This window comes from Cupriavidus sp. 05N38 (assembly GCF_056397345.1).
Genome location: NZ_JBFTNF010000042.1, coordinates 1 through 15,041, shown reverse-complemented (window position 1 = coordinate 15,041; position 15,041 = coordinate 1). Strand labels below are relative to the sequence as shown.

Genomic DNA, 15,041 nt, shown 5'->3' with positions numbered 1-15,041 from the left:
TACGATGGCGGCCAGCCACGCACGGTTTCCCGCGGTAGTACATCGAGCCAGAACATAAAACGAGGAAGACACGCATGCCCTTGCCCAGCCGCCCTGCCCCCGCTGCCTCCGCTGCCTCCACCCTGCGCCTTGCCGCCGCCGTCGCCTGTGGCGTCGCCGCGCTCGCGGCCGGCACGGCCCGCGCCGACATCCGCGTGGGCATCGACGTGTCCACCACCGGCCCGGCCGCCTCCATCGGCATCCCGTCCAAGAACACGGTGCTGATGTGGCCGCAGACGCTGGGCGGGYAGCGCGCGCAGTACGTGATCCTGGACGATGGCTCCGACCCGGCCGCGGCCGTGCGCAACGTGCGCAAGCTGATTTCCGAGGAAAAGGTCGACGTGGTGGTAGGCCCCAATATCACCCCCACGGCGATCGCCGCGCTGGACGCGGTGGCCGAAGGCGAGACGCCGATGGTGGCGCTGGCGGCATCGGCCGCCATCATCGAGCCGCAGTCGGACCCGAAGCGGCGCTGGGCCTTCAAGATGCCGCAGAACGATTCGCACATGGCCACGGTGCTGACCGAGTACATGAGCAACCACGGCGTGACGACGGTGGGCTTCATCGGCTTCAGTGACGCCTATGGCGAGAGCTGGTGGCGCGAGTTCTCCAGGCTGGCGGAACTGCGCAAGATCAAGGTGGTGGCCAGCGAGCGCTTCTCGCGCAACGATACCTCGGTGACCGGGCAGGTGCTCAAGCTGATGGCCGCCAATCCGGATGCGATCCTGGTCGCCGGCGCGGGCACGCCGTCGGTGCTGCCGCAGAAGACGCTGGCCGAGCGCGGCTACAAGGGCCGCGTGTACCAGACGCACGGCATCGCCACCTGGGATTTCCTGCGCATGGGCGGCAAGGACGTGGAAGGCACGCTGTTCCCCACCGGGCCGGTGGTGGTGGCGCGCCAGCTGCCGGACAGCCATCCGGTGAAGAAGGTGGCGCTGGATTTCCTGACGCGCTACGAGGCCAGATATGGCACCGACAGCATCACCCAGTTCGCCGGCGACGCCTGGGGCGCGTGGATGCTGCTCGACGATGCGGTGCGCCGCGCGGGCAAGGGCGGYGCGCAGCCGGGCACGAAGGCATTCCGCCATGCCATGCGCGATGCGCTGGAGAACACCACCAACCTGACCATTCCCAACGGCGTGATGAACATGAGCGAGAAGGACCACCAGGGCTTCGATCAGCGCTCGCGCGTGATGGGCGTGATCCGCAACGGCAAGTTTGCCTACGCGTCTGACAAGTAAGGATGTCCTGCCATGACCGATACAGTTTCCCGGCCCCCTGAATCCCTGACCCTCGGCTTTATCGGCCTGGGCGCCATGGGCACGCCGATGGTGCGCCACCTGATCGCCGCCGGCCACGGCGTGCGCGCCCTTGTGCGCCGCCCCGAGGCCGCCGATGCGGCGCGCGCGCTTGGCGCGGTGCCGTGCGCCACGCCGGCCGAGGCCGCGCGCGGCGCGGCGGTGGTGTTCACCAACGTGACCTCGTCCGAAGACGTGCGCGCGGTGCTGCTGGGCGAGCACGGCGTGATCGAGGGCGCGGCGCCGGGCACCGTCTGCGTGGACCACAGCACCATCTCGCCCATCGTCACGCGCGAGATCGCCGCGCGGCTGGCCGAGCGCGGCATCGAGGCGCTGGACTGCCCGGTGTCCGGCGGCACCGCCGGCGCGCAGGCGGCCAGCCTGACCATCATGGCGGGCGGCAAGGCCGAGGTGCTGGAGCGCGTGCGCCCGTTGCTGGCGCTGCTGGGCAAGACCATCACCCATATCGGCGACAGCGGCGCGGGCCAGGTGGCCAAGCTGTGCAACCAGATCGCGCAGGTGGTGAATATCGAAGGCATCGCCGAGGCCATGCGCTTCGCGCAGGCGCAGCAGGTCGACGGCACCCGCGTGCTGCAGGCCATGGCCACCGGCATGGCGGGCAGCCGCATGCTGGACCTGATGGGGCCGAAGATGGTGGCGCACGACTTCGCCGCCGGCATCGAAGCGCGCCTGCACGACAAGGATTTCGGGCTGGCGGCGGAGATCGCCGGGCAGCTCGGCCTGGCGCTGCCCGCCATGCAGGCCACCTCGCGCCAGCTCGCCACGCTGATGGAGAAGGGCTGGGGCAAGGACGATACGTCGTCCTTGCTACGCGTGCTGGAGGGCTGAGGACCGAAGGCCGGGAGGGCGGGCGGGCGGGCGGGCGGGCGGGAGAGAATTAAACGTTATCGTCGCGCGTCATGAAAGAAATCGACCGGACCTGGCATGGCGCTCTTTCGGCGCGCTCGCGGCCGACAATGGCGCAGCCGCCCGTGGGCGTTCGCTGGCCGCCGCAAGGATCCCGCAATGAAGACTTCCCATCCCGCCGCCAGGGCCGCGCAGGCCCTGGCCGCCGCCCTGCTCGCCAGCGCCTGCGCCCCGCCCGGACCGCCGCCGGTGGTGGCGGACGCGATCTGGCACAACGGGGCAGTCGTGACGATCGATGAGGCGATCCCCGCTGCCGAAGCGGTGGCGTCCAGGGGCGGCAAGATCCTGGCGGTGGGCTCCGCCGCCGAAATCATGCAGTACCGCGGCAGCGCCACGCGCATGAACGATCTCAACGGCGGCACGCTGATCCCCGGTTTTGTCGACGCGCACGGCCATGTCACCATGGTCGGCTTCCAGGCACAGAGCGCCAACCTGCTGCCGCCGCCCGACGGCCCGAATGCATCGATTGCCGAGCTGCAGAAGACGCTGCGCGACTTTCGCCGCCAGTCCCCGATGCCGGCGCACCTCAAGGTCCTGYTCGGCTTTGGCTATGACGACTCCCAGCTCAGGGAAAAGCGCCATCCGACCCGGCAGGACCTCGACGCCGTGGCCACCGACATGCCGGTCGCGCTGGTGCACCAGTCGGGCCATTTCGGCGCGCTCAACAGCCGCGCGCTGGAGATGGCCGGCATCAGCGCCGCGAGCAAYGATCCCGACGGCGGCGTGATCCGCCGGCGCCCCGGCAGCCGCGAGCCGGACGGCGTGCTGGAGGAGAATGCCTTCTTCCTCGCGCTGGCCAGGCTGTTCCCCAGGCTTGGCGAAGCCGAGGCCATCGCCATGCTCGCTGCCGGCCAGAAGCTCTACGTCAGCCATGGCTACACCACGCTCCAGGACGGGCGCACCGCCCCGGCCCAGGTCAAGGCCACCATGGCCGCGGCGCAAAAAGGCGTGCTGCAGGCCGACGTGGTGTCCTACCCGGACATCCTGAAGCCCGGCGCGGAGGCCCTCATGCAGGCGCCCTTCTTCCATCCGGTGACGGAGCCGCCCCAGTACACCGGCCACTTCCGCATCGGCGGCGTCAAGCTGACGCTCGACGGCTCGCCGCAGGGCAAGACCGCGTGGCTGAGCCGGCCGTATTTCAAGGTGCCGGCCGGCAACAAGCCGGACTATGCCGGCTATGGCGTGGTGAAGGACGCCGGGGTCTTCGAGGTCTACGACAAGGCGCTGTCGCACCGCTGGCAGGTACTGACCCACGCCAACGGCGACCGCGCCATCGACCAGATGATCACCGCCATGCGCAAGGCCGAGCAGGCCAACCCCGGCGTGGACGTGCGGCCGGTGCTGGTCCACGGGCAGACGCTGCGCAAGGACCAGGTGCCGGAGCTGAAGGCGCTCGGCGTCTTCCCCTCGCTGTTCCCCATGCATACCTACTACTGGGGCGACTGGCACCGCCAGTCGGTGCTGGGACCGCAGCGCGCGGAGAATATCTCGCCGATGAAATGGGTGGTCGATGCCGGCATGCGGGTCAGCTCCCACCACGACGCCCCGGTGGCATTGCCCGATTCCATGCGCGTGCTCTCGGCCACGGTCAACCGCACTACGCGCAGCGGCTTCGTGCTTGGCGCGGGCCAGCGGCTCGATCCGCTGACCGCGCTCAAGAGCATGACGATCTGGGCCGCGTACCAGCACTTCGAGGAAAACACCAAGGGCAGCATCACGCCCGGCAAGCTGGCCGACTTTGCCGTGTTGTCGGCCAATCCGCTGAGCGTGCCGCGCGACACCCTGGCCAGCATCAAGGTGCTGCAGACCTTCAAGGAAGGCAATCTGATCTATGACCGTGCGCTGGCGCAACCGCCCGTGGCTTCGCGCCCCGCGGAATTCGCCATGCATGGCAACCCGGAGCTGGCGCCCGCGGCCGGCCTCGCCTACCCCGCGCAGGGCGATGGCGACCTGCCCGCGGCGCTGGAGGTGATTCTCGACCAGCTCTGGAGCGAACCCGCGAAAGGGAAGTAGCCGCACCCCGATGGCGAAGGTTTGCTGCCCTCTCCCCTGCGATGGGAGGGCGGCGGCAGCCATCTGGCATCGACGCGGCGCCGGCTGGCTCCCCATTCCCGCCTGCGGGGCCTCGGCAGATCAGGCGCCTCAGTCCACCCCGATCATGCGCCGCACTGCCCGCAGCAGCGGGCTGTCCCGCTCGGCGAAATCGTTCACCACGCTGAAATGGTGCTTGCCCGGCATCGGTAAATGCACGGCGCCCGGCACCGATGCATTGGCTGGCCAGGCGGCCCGCAGCAGCGCGCTCTGGCGTTGGTATTCGCCGGATTCCAGTTCGCCCACCGCGGTCACCAGCGGCGCCGCCGTGGCCGGCAGCAGGCGGGCCGGCGACATGCGCGCCACGTCCTGCTCCGACAGGCACAGGTTGGCCAGGAACGGCGCGCGGCGCAGCGGCTCCAGTTCGTGCACGCCGCTGACCGACACCGCGCCCTTGACCAGGTCGGCAGGCAGGTCGGCGCCAAGGCCCGGCCAGTGCGTGGCGAGCATCATCGCCGCCATGTTGCCGCCCACCGAATGCCCCGCGACGAAGATGCGGGACCGGTCGTGCCCGAGCCGCTCCGACTGCCGGTACAGCCAGGCCACGCTGCGCGCCGCCTGCAGCAGGATGGCAGGCACCGCCACCGCCGGTGCCAGCGAGTAGCCGACCACCGCCACCGAGACGCCGCAGCCCGGCAGCGCATTGGCTACGAGGCTATGGTCGCGCTTGTCCAGCGCGCGCCAGTAGCCGCCATGCAGGAACACCAGCAGCGGCGGCGCATGGCCGGCATGGCCGGCATTGCCCGCGTTGCCCTTCGATGCGGCGGCGTGCGCCGGGAAATAGTCCAGCCGCTCGGCCGCTGCGTTCGGGCCGGGCGGGGCATCGGCATAGCTCAGATCTTCGAGCCAGCCGTCGCGCTCGCGCACCTGCCGCGACAGCTCGGCCCACTGGGCCATGTAGGCGGCGTTGTCCGGCACCATGGCCCGGTTGTTGTACTCGCGTTCGAAAAAGGCGGGATCCTGCGACGGCAGCTCTGCGAGGCTGGCGAGGGACGAAGGGTTGGACATAGGTCTCCGGGACGATTGGACCGAGGCCGCCTCTTGTTGTCTTGGCGTAGCGGCCTGCGGGGGAAGAATTTGCCTGCACCGCACGCGCCGGGCAGATCCGGGACGATCCCGGTAGCCCGGCGGGCGCTGCGGCGGCAATAATGCTATCCGAGTTCGCAGGCGGCGTTCCAGCCGGAAGATTCCCGGAATCGGACGGAGACATCCGCCAGTTGCGGCCAGTTGTGGCCGCTTGCGCCTATCCCTCCAGCCACGCCCCGTTCATGGTCGTCAAACGCCATCTGCGCGCCGGTCAGGACCACCAGCAAGGTCCGCCCGCCGGCGCCCCTGCCGCCGCCGCGCCATGCCCCCTGTGCGGACGGCCGCTGGCACCCGGCCCCAGCATCGACCTGCACCACCTCGTGCCACGCAGCCAGGGTGGACGCGACGCCGTGGCCATGCACCGCGTCTGCCACCAGAAGATCCACTCCGTATTCACCGAGGCCGAACTTGCCCGTACTTACCATGACTGGGACCGCCTGCGCGCCCACCCCGCCATGGCCGACTTCATCCGCTGGATCGCCCGCAAGCCGCCCGAATACTACGACCGCAGCCGCGCCACCCGGAGCAGGCGCGGCGACTAGGCTTGCCCGCCGCCCGGCGTCCGGTTGTGGGCGCGCGGGATTTGCGGCATAATTCCCGGCTCAGTGCGCCGCTGGCAAGCCGGTTTCCGGTCCAGGCCGCCGGCATCCACTCCGCCCGGGTGGTGAAACAGGTAGACGCAGGGGACTCAAAATCCCCCGCCGCAAGGCGTGTCGGTTCGAGTCCGACCCCGGGCACCAGATCCAACGAAAAACCCGCAGTGCTTTCGAGCACGGCGGGTTTTTTGTTTTGCGGCGCCGGGCGGCGGCACCGGGGCAGGCCGGCTCCCTTCATGCGCAAGGCACCGGTCGCAGCGGCGCGGCCGCCAGGCCTTGCCCCGCACCTGTCATCGCTTCGCCGGCGCCGCCATCCACGGCACCGCATTGAGCAGTGCGAATACGGCAAAGGCCAGCACCAGCACCGCGCACAGCGCCGCCAGGCTGCTGCCGAAGACTTGCACCACCAGGCTGCTGCCCAGCGCGATCACGACCACCCGGCCGATGCCGGCGATCACGGACCAGCGCATCCGCTTCGCCCCTTGCGAGGCGAAATACAGGGCCAGCCCGCAGCCAAGCAGGCCATAGGCCGGCGCCACGATCCTGAGATACGTGGTGCCGGTGGCGACCGCCTCCGCATCCGTCGAGAACAGGTGCAGCCATGCGGTGGGAAACACGGCCGCGGCCAGCCCGACGACTTCGGTGGCCAGCGCGGCGATACAGGCGCCCTTCCAGGCAACCTCGCGCGCCCGCTCCAGTTGCCCGGCGCCCGTGTTCATGCCGATCATCGCCACCATGCCAGAGCCGACCCCGAACACGATCGGGATCTGCAGGTATTCGATGCGGATGCCCAGGCCAAAGCCGGCCAGCTCCCTCGTGCCCATGGCGGCGACGAATGCCGTCGCCAGCGTGACCGCCAGGTTGGCCGTCGTATTGTTCAGTGCGGCGGCGCCGCCCACGCCAAGGATCTCGGCGAACTGCGACCAGCGAAGCCGGTGCCTGAAACTCAGGCGGAAGCCGCCCCTGCCGCGCAGCAGGCTCCACATGAGCACGACCGTGCCGATGACGTAGTACGCCACAAGTGCCAGCCCCGCGCCCGCGATGCCCATGGCGGGGATCGGGCCAAAGCCGAAAATGAATGCCGGCGACAACACCAGCAGGATGAATACGCCGCCGGTCAGTACTGCCGCCGGCAGCTTCATGTTGCCGGTGCCGCGCAGCACGCTTGCCAGCGTGTTGAGCAGCCAGAGGAAGATCGCGCCCGCGAAGATGGCGTTCGAGTAGGTAAGGGCTGCCTTCAGCGCTTCGCCTCGTCCGCCCATCATCGTATAGATCTGCGCTCCGCCGAGGACCACGACCAGCGTCGACACCAGTCCCAGCACCAGTGCGATCACCACGGCGTGCAGGGCGAGCGACTGCGCGTCTTGCTGGCGCCCTGCGCCGAGCGCGCGCGCAATGGCCGACGAGATGCCGCCGCCGATCCCGCCCGCCGACATCATCTGCACCAGCATGACCAGCGGGAAGACCAGCGCGGCACCGGCCAGCGCCTCCACGCCCAGCCGGCCCACATAGTAGCTTTCAAGGAAATTGGCCGTGGCCTGCGCCAGCATCACCACGACGTTGGGCGCGGCGAGGCGCAACAGCGTGGGCAGGACCGGCGCCCGCAGCATCAGCTCGGTCCGTTGCCGGGCGGCACTGGCGCCGGCCGGCGGGGCCGGGATGGCGGGGCTTGCGGCAGCAGTGGCTTGTGCGAGACGATCATTCATGGGTATTGTCCGGGAACCGTGCATTGCGTCGAGCCCGGGCGCAGGCGAATTCCTCTAGAATTCCCGGCTTGGGGGCAGCCTGTCCCTGCCACTCCGGCCACCCCTGCGGGTATTGCCGGGATGTTTTAATTACAGGCATATGCCACTATATGGATGGTGCCCGCCGCTGTCAACAAGACGGCCTGCCGGCGTTTTCCCTTGGGCGCCGTCAAGCGCACTCTGCGCCACAACTCGATTTCCACCTCCGCGAACGGGCCTGACCTCACCATGAATTCCCCTGCACCGAGCGAGCCGATCTGCAACAACGCCGCACTGCGCCGGGCCGCGCGCCGGCTGGGCCAGCTCTACGACGACGTGCTGGCACCGAGCGGCCTGCGCGCCACGCAGCACGCGCTGCTATCCCAGATCGACCGCGCCGACCGTCCCACCATGCGGGCCCTGGCCGATGCGCTGGTGATGGACCTTTCYGCGCTCGGACATACGCTCAAGCCGCTGGCGCGCGATGGCTATGTCGAACTGGTGCCCGACGAGAATGACCGGCGCAGCCGCCGCGTCAGCCTGACGACGAGCGGCAAGAGCAAGCTGAAGGAGTCGCGGGCGCTATGGAGCGAAGCGCAGGCGCGCTTCGAAGCCTCGCTGGGCCAGGCCGAAGCCAGCGCGCTGCGCGGCGTACTCAACCGCATCGCTTCCCCGGCCTTTGCGTCGGGATTCACGGAGCCCGGCGCCAGCGCCGGCAAGACAGGCCGAACGCCGGCCTGAGCCACACCGCTGCCCGCGCCTCGCGGCAAGCGCCCCCGGCCCGCGGCTGCTCCACGCCCCCTGATCCACGCATGCGCGACCTACGCGCCGGGCGATGCCGCGATGCGCCCGCCATCCATCGGCCGGCAGGAATGCGCTGATCCCTGCGCCCCACGCGGCACATCGACGCCGCTTAAATCACAAACAAAAGCTTTCAGCACGCGCGCCAAGTGACGGCAGGGATAATGGCCCACGCCGATCCCGTGCCGCCGGCCGGCGAGGCCGGGCCCGGCGAATATCCGTGCCGCGCGCAGCCTTGCGCGGGCGCCCCATGGACCAGTGATCCCTCCGCACGGCTGGCCGCCTCATGGAAACCATCGTCCGTCTGCTCGCAACGCAACCCGAGATCGCCCTGTTCCTGGCGCTGGCCGTGGGTCACGCCGTGGGTGCGGTCAAGGTGGGCCCGTTCCAGCTCGGCGGCATCTGCGGCACCTTGATTGCCGCGCTGGTGATCGGCCAGAGCGGCGCGCGGCTCGAGGCCGACGTGCGCAACGTGTTCTTCGCGCTGTTCATCTTCGCGCTGGGCTTCACCGGTGGTCCGCAGTTCTTTGCCAACGTGGCGCGCAGCTGGCGCATCGGCCTGCTCTCGCTGGTGGAGGTGGCCTCGGTGCTGGCGCTGATGTCGCTGGCGGTGGTGGTGCTGAACCTCGACCAGGGCACCGCGGCCGGGCTGCTGGCCGGTGCGGCGACGGAGTCGGCGGTGATCGGCACGGCCTCGGAAGCCATTGCCCGGCTGGGCCTCTCCGCCGACCGCGTGCGCGAGCTGCAGACCAATATCGTCACGGCGTACAGCGTCACCTACCTGTTCGGGCTGATCACGATCGTGCTATTCACCAGCCAGGTCGCACCGTGGCTGATGCGCATCGACCTGCGCGAGGCGGCCGCCGCGCTGTGGCGCAAGCTCGGTGGCGAAGGCGACATGGGCGCGCGCCAGTACGCCGCGCTGCCGGCGCTGGTGGGCCGCCTGCTGTCGGTGCGCGACGCGGCCGGGCGCACGGTGCTGCAGGCCGAACAGGCAGTATCGCTGGGCGTGACGATCCGGCGCATCCGCCGCAACGGCGTGACCTTCAAGCCCGCGCCCGAAGAAGTCCTGCATATCGGCGACGTGGTGCTGGCCTATGGCCGGCGCGAGGCGATGGTGCGCTTCGTGCAGGAAACCGGCACCGAGATCCTCGACACGGCCGGCGACGCGGACATGGACACGGTGGTGCAGGTGGAGCAGGACGTGCTGCTCGCGCGCCGCGAGATCAGTGGCCTGACGCTGGCCGCGCTGCGCCGCATGGCCGACGTGGGCCTGGGCCGCGGCGTCTATGTCGACGGCATCAGCCGCGTCGGCCGCCCGATTCCGCCCCTGCCCAACACGGTGCTGGAGCGCGGCGACGTGCTGAGCCTGAGCGGCCCGTCCGAGGCGGTGGAGCGCGTGGTGCCGGAGCTGGGCTACCGCGTGGTGCCCACCATCAAGACCGATTTCGTGTTCCTCGGCATTGGCGTGCTGCTGGGGATCCTGATCGGCAAGCTGGACGTGCAGCTGGGCAGCGTGGACCTGACGCTGGGCACCGGCGGCGGCTGCCTGGTCTCGGGCCTGGCGTTCGGCTGGCTGCGCGCGCGCATGCCGCTGATCGGCTCCCTGCCCTCGCCGGCCGCGGAGATCCTGAAGGACTTCGGCCTCGCCACCTTCATTGCGGCGGTGGGCCTGTCGGCCGGACCGGACGCGATCAAGCTGGTGAAGACCTATGGCCTGGCGCTGCCGGTGGCGGGCGTGCTGATTTCGCTGGTCCCGGCGACGCTGTCGCTGCTGATCGGCCGCTGGCTGAAGATCGAGGCGCCGATCCTGCTCGGCGCGGTGGCGGGCCAGCAATGCAGCACGCCGGCCATCATGGCGCTGACCAGCGCGGCGGGCAACAGCACGCCGGTGATCGGCTACACCATCACCTATGCGATCTCCAATGTGCTGCTGCCGCTGATGGGACCGATCGCGGTGGCGGTGGCCGGCTCGCTGGCGCATTGAAGACCGCGCCGGCCGGGCAAGTGCGCGCCGCGGCGGGCCCGACCGATTTCTCACGCAGCAGGAGCAAGGCATGGAGTGGTTGCACGGCATCTTCCAGAAGTCTCCCGAAGCGGCGTTGTTCCTGTCGCTGGCCATCGGCTACGCAATCGGCAAGATCACCTTCGGGCGCTTCCAGCTGGGCGGCGTGGCCGGCTCGCTGCTGGCGGCGGTGGTCATCAGCCAGGTGGGCGTGGAGATCGACAACGGCGTGAAGGCGGTGATGTTCGCCGTGTTCATCTATGCCGTGGGCTACGAGAGCGGGCCGCAGTTCTTCAACTCGCTCAACCGCAGCTCGCTGCGCGAGATCGCCATGKCGRTSTTCATGGCGGTGGYGGGCCTGRYMACGRTSGTGRTCCTGGCCAAGCTGTTCCACCTCGACAAGGGCCTGGCCGCCGGGCTGGCTGCCGGCGGCATGACGCAGTCGGCCATCATCGGCACCGCGGGCGACGCCATCACCAAGCTCGGGCTGTCGGCCGAAGAGGTGAAGGTGCTGCAGTCCAACGTGGCGATCGGCTATGCGGTGACCTATGTGTTCGGCTCGCTGGGCGCGATCATCGTGTGCGTAAACATCCTGCCGCGCTTCATGAAGACGGACCTGAAGACCGACGCCAAGAAGGTGGAGGCGGCCATGCACGGTGGCGTGGCGCAGTTCGGCCCCGGCCAGCGCGGCGCGCTGCCGCGCCTGGTGGGGCGCGTGTTCCGCGTGACCGGCGCGGCTGGCAAGACGGTGGCGCAGATCGAGACCAAGGGCGAGGACCTGGTCACGGTGGAAAAGGTGATGCGCGCGGGCAAGGCGGTCGAGGTCACGCAGGAGCTGGTGCTGCAGCCCGGCGACCTGGTCCTGATGGTGGGACGGCGCGACGCCATGGTGCCCACTGCGCTGGTGGTCGGCGAGGAGGTGGCCGAGCCCGAGGGCATGGGCGTGGTGATGCAGACGCGGCGCGCTGTGTTTACCCACAAGGACATGAACAACAAGTCCATCGCGCAGATCATCGGCATGGTGGAGCGCGAACAGCGGCACGGCGTGTATATCGAGCATATCGAGCGCTATGACCACCCGCTGCCGATCCTGCCCGAGCTGAAGCTGCAGCACGGCGACATCATCACCTTCTACGGCACCCCGGCCGACACCGCGCGCGCGGCCAGGACGGCGGGCTATGAACTGGTGCCGAGCGAGAAGACGGACTTCGTCTACTTCGGCGCCGGCGTGCTGGTAGGCCTGCTGATCGGCCTGCTGGTGTGGCGGGTGGGTTCGATCCCGCTGACGCTGGGCTCCGGCGGCGGCGCGCTGCTCTCCGGGCTGGTGTTCGGCTGGGCGCGTTCCAAGCATCCCATGTACGGCGCCATGCCGACCGCGGCCTGCCAGCTGCTCAAGGATTTCGGGCTGGCGGCCTTCGTCGCCATCGTGGGCATCAACTCCGGGCTGCAGGCAGTGACCACGCTCAAGCAAAGCGGGCTGACGATCTTCCTGCTGGGCGCGGTGGTGACGCTGCTGCCGCTGTTCCTGACCATGCTGTTCGGCCGCTACGTGCTCAAGTACGACAACGCGGCGCTGCTGGCGGGCGCGCTGTCGGGCTCGCGCAGCGCCAACCCGGCCTTCGGCGGCATCCTCGACAAGGCCGAAAGCCCGGTGCCGACGGTGCCCTTCGCCATCACCTATGCGCTGGCCAACGTGCTGCTGACGCTGCTGGGGCCGCTGGTGGTGGGCCTGGTGTAGCGCGCCGGCCTTCGCGTTCTTTCCTGTTGCCTGTTGCCTGTCGCCCGTCTCCCCTCTTCCGTTTCCGTTTCCGTTTCCGGTTCTCGGTTTCCGGTTCTCGGTTTCCGGTTCTCGGTTTCCGGTTCTCCGTTTCCGGTTTTCTGTTTCCGGACCAGTGCGGCCGGCGCGACGGCGCCGTCCCGGCCTGGCCCCTCGCCAACAAGCCTTTCCGTGGAGCAAGTCATGACCAAACCTGACCTTTCGCGCCACCCGTCCGGACGCGTGTCGYTGGCCAATCTCAACGAGTCGGACTACGYCAAGATCGGCCGCTCGATCCGCAAGCTGTTCGAGGAGTACGTAGAACAGTACAACAAGGCCACCGGCAACAAGGCGAACAAGGACGTGACGAAGAAGTAGGCCTGCGCTGACCCGCATGGCGCGCGGCGCGACGGCGGCGGAAGTGTCCGCATCCTCGCGCCGCACGGCTCTGGTATGGTTGGCGCTCCGCTTCCCGACGCTGCGATCCCGCCTGCAGTCCTAGCCTCATGCCAGCCTCCCTGTCCACCGACCTTCCTGCCCTGCTCTTGCCCGCGGTACCCGCCGGCTGGCTTTCGGCGCTGCCCGGCGGCATCGCCGCCGACCTGTGGTGGTGGCCCTCGCTGTTCACGCTGGCCGAATGGCTGATCCGCCTGACCATGCTGGTCTATGTGCCGCAGCGTCGCGCGCCGGCGGCGGCGCGCACCTGGCTGCTGCTGATCTTCTTCCTGCCATGGCTCGGCCTGCTGCTGTACGCGCTGTTCGGCCGCATCTACTATCCCAAATCGCGCCGCCTGAAGCTGCTGCGCATCAACCGCGGCATCGAGCGCGTGCGCGGCCCGCTGGAGCGCTTCGCGCCGGTGCAGCCGCTGCCCGCGGGCGTAGCCGCCGACGCCGCCGCCCTGATCGAGCGGCTGGGCTCCTACTGGCCCATGCAGGGCAACGCGGTGGAACTGATGGACGACTATGACGCCGTGGTGGCCCGCATGATCGCCGACATCGACGGCGCCGCGCGCCAGGTTCACCTGCTGGTCTACATCTACGCCGCCGACGCCACCGCGCGCGCCATGACCGATGCGCTGCTGCGCGCCAGCGCACGCGGCGTGCGCTGCCGCCTGCTGCTGGATGCGCTCGGCGCCCGCGCCGGCTGGCGCGCGTTCTCGGACGAACTGCGCCAGGGCGGCGTGGAGGTGATACAGGCCCTGCCGATGCGCTCGCTGAGCGCCGTGCTCAAGGGCAAGAGCGCGCGCTTCGACCTGCGCAACCATCGCAAGATCCTGGTGGTGGACGGCAGCGTCGGCTATATCGGCTCGCAGAACGTGATCGATGCCGAATCCATGCCCGGCCTGCCCAACGAGGAACTGGTGGCGCGCGTGACCGGCCCGGTGGCGGGGCAACTGCAGGCGTTGTTCCTGGCCGACCGCTACCTGGAGACCGGCGAGACCCCGGACGGCGGCTTCGCGCCCGAGAACTTTCCCGCCCTGCGCGCCGAGGGCACGCACACAGCCCAGATGCTGCCCAGCGGCCCCGGCTACGGCACGCAGAACGCGCAGATGGCGCTGGTGAGCATGGTCCATCGCGCGCGCGAACGGATCGTCATCACCACCCCCTACTTCGTGCCCGACGAGGCCTTCCTGCAAGCCCTGCAACTCGCCTGCTACCGCGGCGTGGCCGTGCACCTGGTACTGTCGCAACGGATCGACCAGCGCTTCACGCAGGCCGCGCAGGAGGCCTACTTCGGCGTATTGCTCGATGCGGGGGTGCTGATCCACTTGTACAAGCCGGCCTTCCTGCATGCCAAGCACGTGACCATCGACGACGAGGTCGCGATGGTGGGGTCGACCAATATGGATATCCGCTCGTTTGCCTTGAATGCAGAGGCTGCGCTGGTGATCTACGACCGCGCGGTCGTGGCGCGGATGCGGGAGATCCAGGAACGGTACTTCGCGAACAGCGCGCAGGTGGTGCGCGAGGTCTGGCAGCGCCGGCCGCTGCGGAGGCGGACCTGGCAGAATCTTTGCCGGCTGGCGGATTCGTTGTTGTAGGGTTGGGCGCCTTGGGGGCGGTTACTGATTTTAATTTTTGGTGTTGGATTTGGCATTGGATGCGGTGATATCCTAGCCTAATTATTTAACTTCGAAGTCAAAGGCTTTAAATTCAAAGGCTTTAAATTCAAAGTCAAAGGCTTTCGCTCCCCCGGAGCGACCTACTTTCTTTTCCCCGAAAAGAAAGTAGGCAAAGAAAGCGGGCTGCCTGGCCGGCAGGGGCAGAAACATTGGGATTTCTTGTGTTTCTGGTTTCGTCGTGGGGTTCTTGGTTCTGCGCGCATCCTGCCGTTACCGGTGCGGGCGGCCACTAAGCTCCGGGTCTTGTCGGTTTCGGGGTCAGACCTATGATGGCGGGCGCACTGCTTGTGCGGCCATCTGCCGTTACCGGCCTTGGCCACCACGGCATAGCACTGTCATGGTTTCGTGGTGGGCTTGGTGGACCGGGCCGCGGGTGCGCTGGGTTACTTCACTGAGCTCACACAGGGGCCACCGCGCCCACCGCGAAACCAGCGCCGTTCCCATGACGTGCCCATCCGCCCCGGTCGCGGCAGCAGCTTGACCTACCTGGGCCCACACCATCATGCAGCGCCACCACGAATCCAGCGCCGCTCGCAGGATAGCGACCGCCAATACCGGTAACGGCAGGATGCGGGCAGAACCACAGGCCCCACCA

At 68.9% G+C, this 15,041-nt stretch carries 12 protein-coding genes and 1 tRNA gene; 10 read left to right on the top strand and 3 right to left on the bottom strand.

Going from position 1 to position 15,041, the window contains the following annotated elements; genetic code table 11:
• Positions 1-74 precede the first annotated feature (74 nt).
• From AC1DK4_RS26535 to AC1DK4_RS26525, 3 genes are all read left to right on the top strand, one after another.
• Positions 75-1,280: an ABC transporter substrate-binding protein gene (locus AC1DK4_RS26535; RefSeq protein WP_477131873.1), complete on the top strand. Its 1,206-nt coding sequence runs from the start codon at positions 75-77 to the stop codon at positions 1,278-1,280.
• Between the two features lie 12 nt (positions 1,281-1,292).
• Positions 1,293-2,186: an NAD(P)-dependent oxidoreductase gene (locus tag AC1DK4_RS26530; protein WP_441618636.1), complete on the top strand. Its 894-nt coding sequence runs from the start codon at positions 1,293-1,295 to the stop codon at positions 2,184-2,186.
• Positions 2,187-2,363: 177 nt separating this feature from the next.
• On the top strand, positions 2,364-4,277 hold the full coding sequence (locus AC1DK4_RS26525) for an amidohydrolase (RefSeq protein WP_477131872.1): 1,914 nt from the start codon (positions 2,364-2,366) through the stop codon (positions 4,275-4,277).
• Positions 4,278-4,406: 129 nt separating this feature from the next.
• Here AC1DK4_RS26525 and AC1DK4_RS26520 read toward each other — a convergent pair whose 3' ends face one another.
• Positions 4,407-5,363, bottom strand: coding sequence for an alpha/beta hydrolase (locus tag AC1DK4_RS26520; RefSeq protein ID WP_441618632.1), 957 nt, complete (start codon positions 5,361-5,363; stop codon positions 4,407-4,409).
• Positions 5,364-5,623: 260 nt separating this feature from the next.
• Here AC1DK4_RS26520 and AC1DK4_RS26515 point away from each other — a divergent pair, with 260 nt between their 5' ends.
• The gene (locus AC1DK4_RS26515) at positions 5,624-5,983 is read left to right on the top strand and encodes an HNH endonuclease (protein ID WP_441618630.1); all 360 of its coding nucleotides are present in this window, start codon (positions 5,624-5,626) and stop codon (positions 5,981-5,983) included.
• Between the two features lie 113 nt (positions 5,984-6,096).
• Positions 6,097-6,181, top strand: a tRNA-Leu gene (locus tag AC1DK4_RS26510).
• A gap of 146 nt (positions 6,182-6,327) precedes the next feature.
• Here AC1DK4_RS26510 and AC1DK4_RS26505 read toward each other — a convergent pair.
• Positions 6,328-7,743, bottom strand: coding sequence for an MATE family efflux transporter (locus tag AC1DK4_RS26505; protein ID WP_441618628.1), 1,416 nt, complete (start codon positions 7,741-7,743; stop codon positions 6,328-6,330).
• A 267-nt stretch (positions 7,744-8,010) separates the two neighbouring features.
• Between AC1DK4_RS26505 and AC1DK4_RS26500 the strand changes: the two genes are divergently transcribed.
• From AC1DK4_RS26500 to cls, 5 genes are all read left to right on the top strand, one after another.
• Entirely contained in the window at positions 8,011-8,502 is a 492-nt protein-coding gene (locus AC1DK4_RS26500) for a MarR family winged helix-turn-helix transcriptional regulator (protein WP_441618626.1), read from the top strand.
• A gap of 346 nt (positions 8,503-8,848) precedes the next feature.
• Entirely contained in the window at positions 8,849-10,549 is a 1,701-nt protein-coding gene (gene aspT, locus AC1DK4_RS26495) for an aspartate-alanine antiporter (protein WP_441643585.1), read from the top strand.
• A gap of 70 nt (positions 10,550-10,619) precedes the next feature.
• The gene (aspT, locus tag AC1DK4_RS26490; RefSeq protein ID WP_477131871.1) at positions 10,620-12,305 is read left to right on the top strand and encodes an aspartate-alanine antiporter; all 1,686 of its coding nucleotides are present in this window, start codon (positions 10,620-10,622) and stop codon (positions 12,303-12,305) included.
• A 222-nt stretch (positions 12,306-12,527) separates the two neighbouring features.
• A complete protein-coding gene (locus tag AC1DK4_RS26485; RefSeq protein ID WP_477131870.1) occupies positions 12,528-12,701 on the top strand; it encodes a hypothetical protein in 174 nt (57 codons plus the stop codon).
• 128 nt (positions 12,702-12,829) lie between these two features.
• Positions 12,830-14,365, top strand: a complete 1,536-nt coding sequence (gene cls, locus AC1DK4_RS26480; protein ID WP_441618620.1) for a cardiolipin synthase — start codon at positions 12,830-12,832, stop codon at positions 14,363-14,365.
• 81 nt (positions 14,366-14,446) lie between these two features.
• Here cls and AC1DK4_RS26475 read toward each other — a convergent pair whose 3' ends face one another.
• Positions 14,447-14,596, bottom strand: coding sequence for a hypothetical protein (locus AC1DK4_RS26475; RefSeq protein ID WP_441618618.1), 150 nt, complete (start codon positions 14,594-14,596; stop codon positions 14,447-14,449).
• Positions 14,597-15,041: the final 445 nt, after the last annotated feature.

Excerpts from the sequence above, each read along its gene's own strand:
- AC1DK4_RS26520 (WP_441618632.1), bottom strand. The coding sequence starts at position 5,363 with ATGTCCAACCCTTCGTCCCTCGCCAGCCTCGCAGAGCTGCCGTCGCAG.
- AC1DK4_RS26530 (WP_441618636.1), top strand. The coding sequence starts at position 1,293 with ATGACCGATACAGTTTCCCGGCCCCCTGAATCCCTGACCCTCGGCTTT.
- AC1DK4_RS26515 (WP_441618630.1), top strand. The coding sequence starts at position 5,624 with ATGGTCGTCAAACGCCATCTGCGCGCCGGTCAGGACCACCAGCAAGGT.
- AC1DK4_RS26505 (WP_441618628.1), bottom strand. The coding sequence starts at position 7,743 with ATGAATGATCGTCTCGCACAAGCCACTGCTGCCGCAAGCCCCGCCATC.
- cls (WP_441618620.1), top strand. The coding sequence starts at position 12,830 with ATGCCAGCCTCCCTGTCCACCGACCTTCCTGCCCTGCTCTTGCCCGCG.
- AC1DK4_RS26475 (WP_441618618.1), bottom strand. The coding sequence starts at position 14,596 with ATGTTTCTGCCCCTGCCGGCCAGGCAGCCCGCTTTCTTTGCCTACTTT.
- aspT (WP_441643585.1), top strand. The coding sequence starts at position 8,849 with ATGGAAACCATCGTCCGTCTGCTCGCAACGCAACCCGAGATCGCCCTG.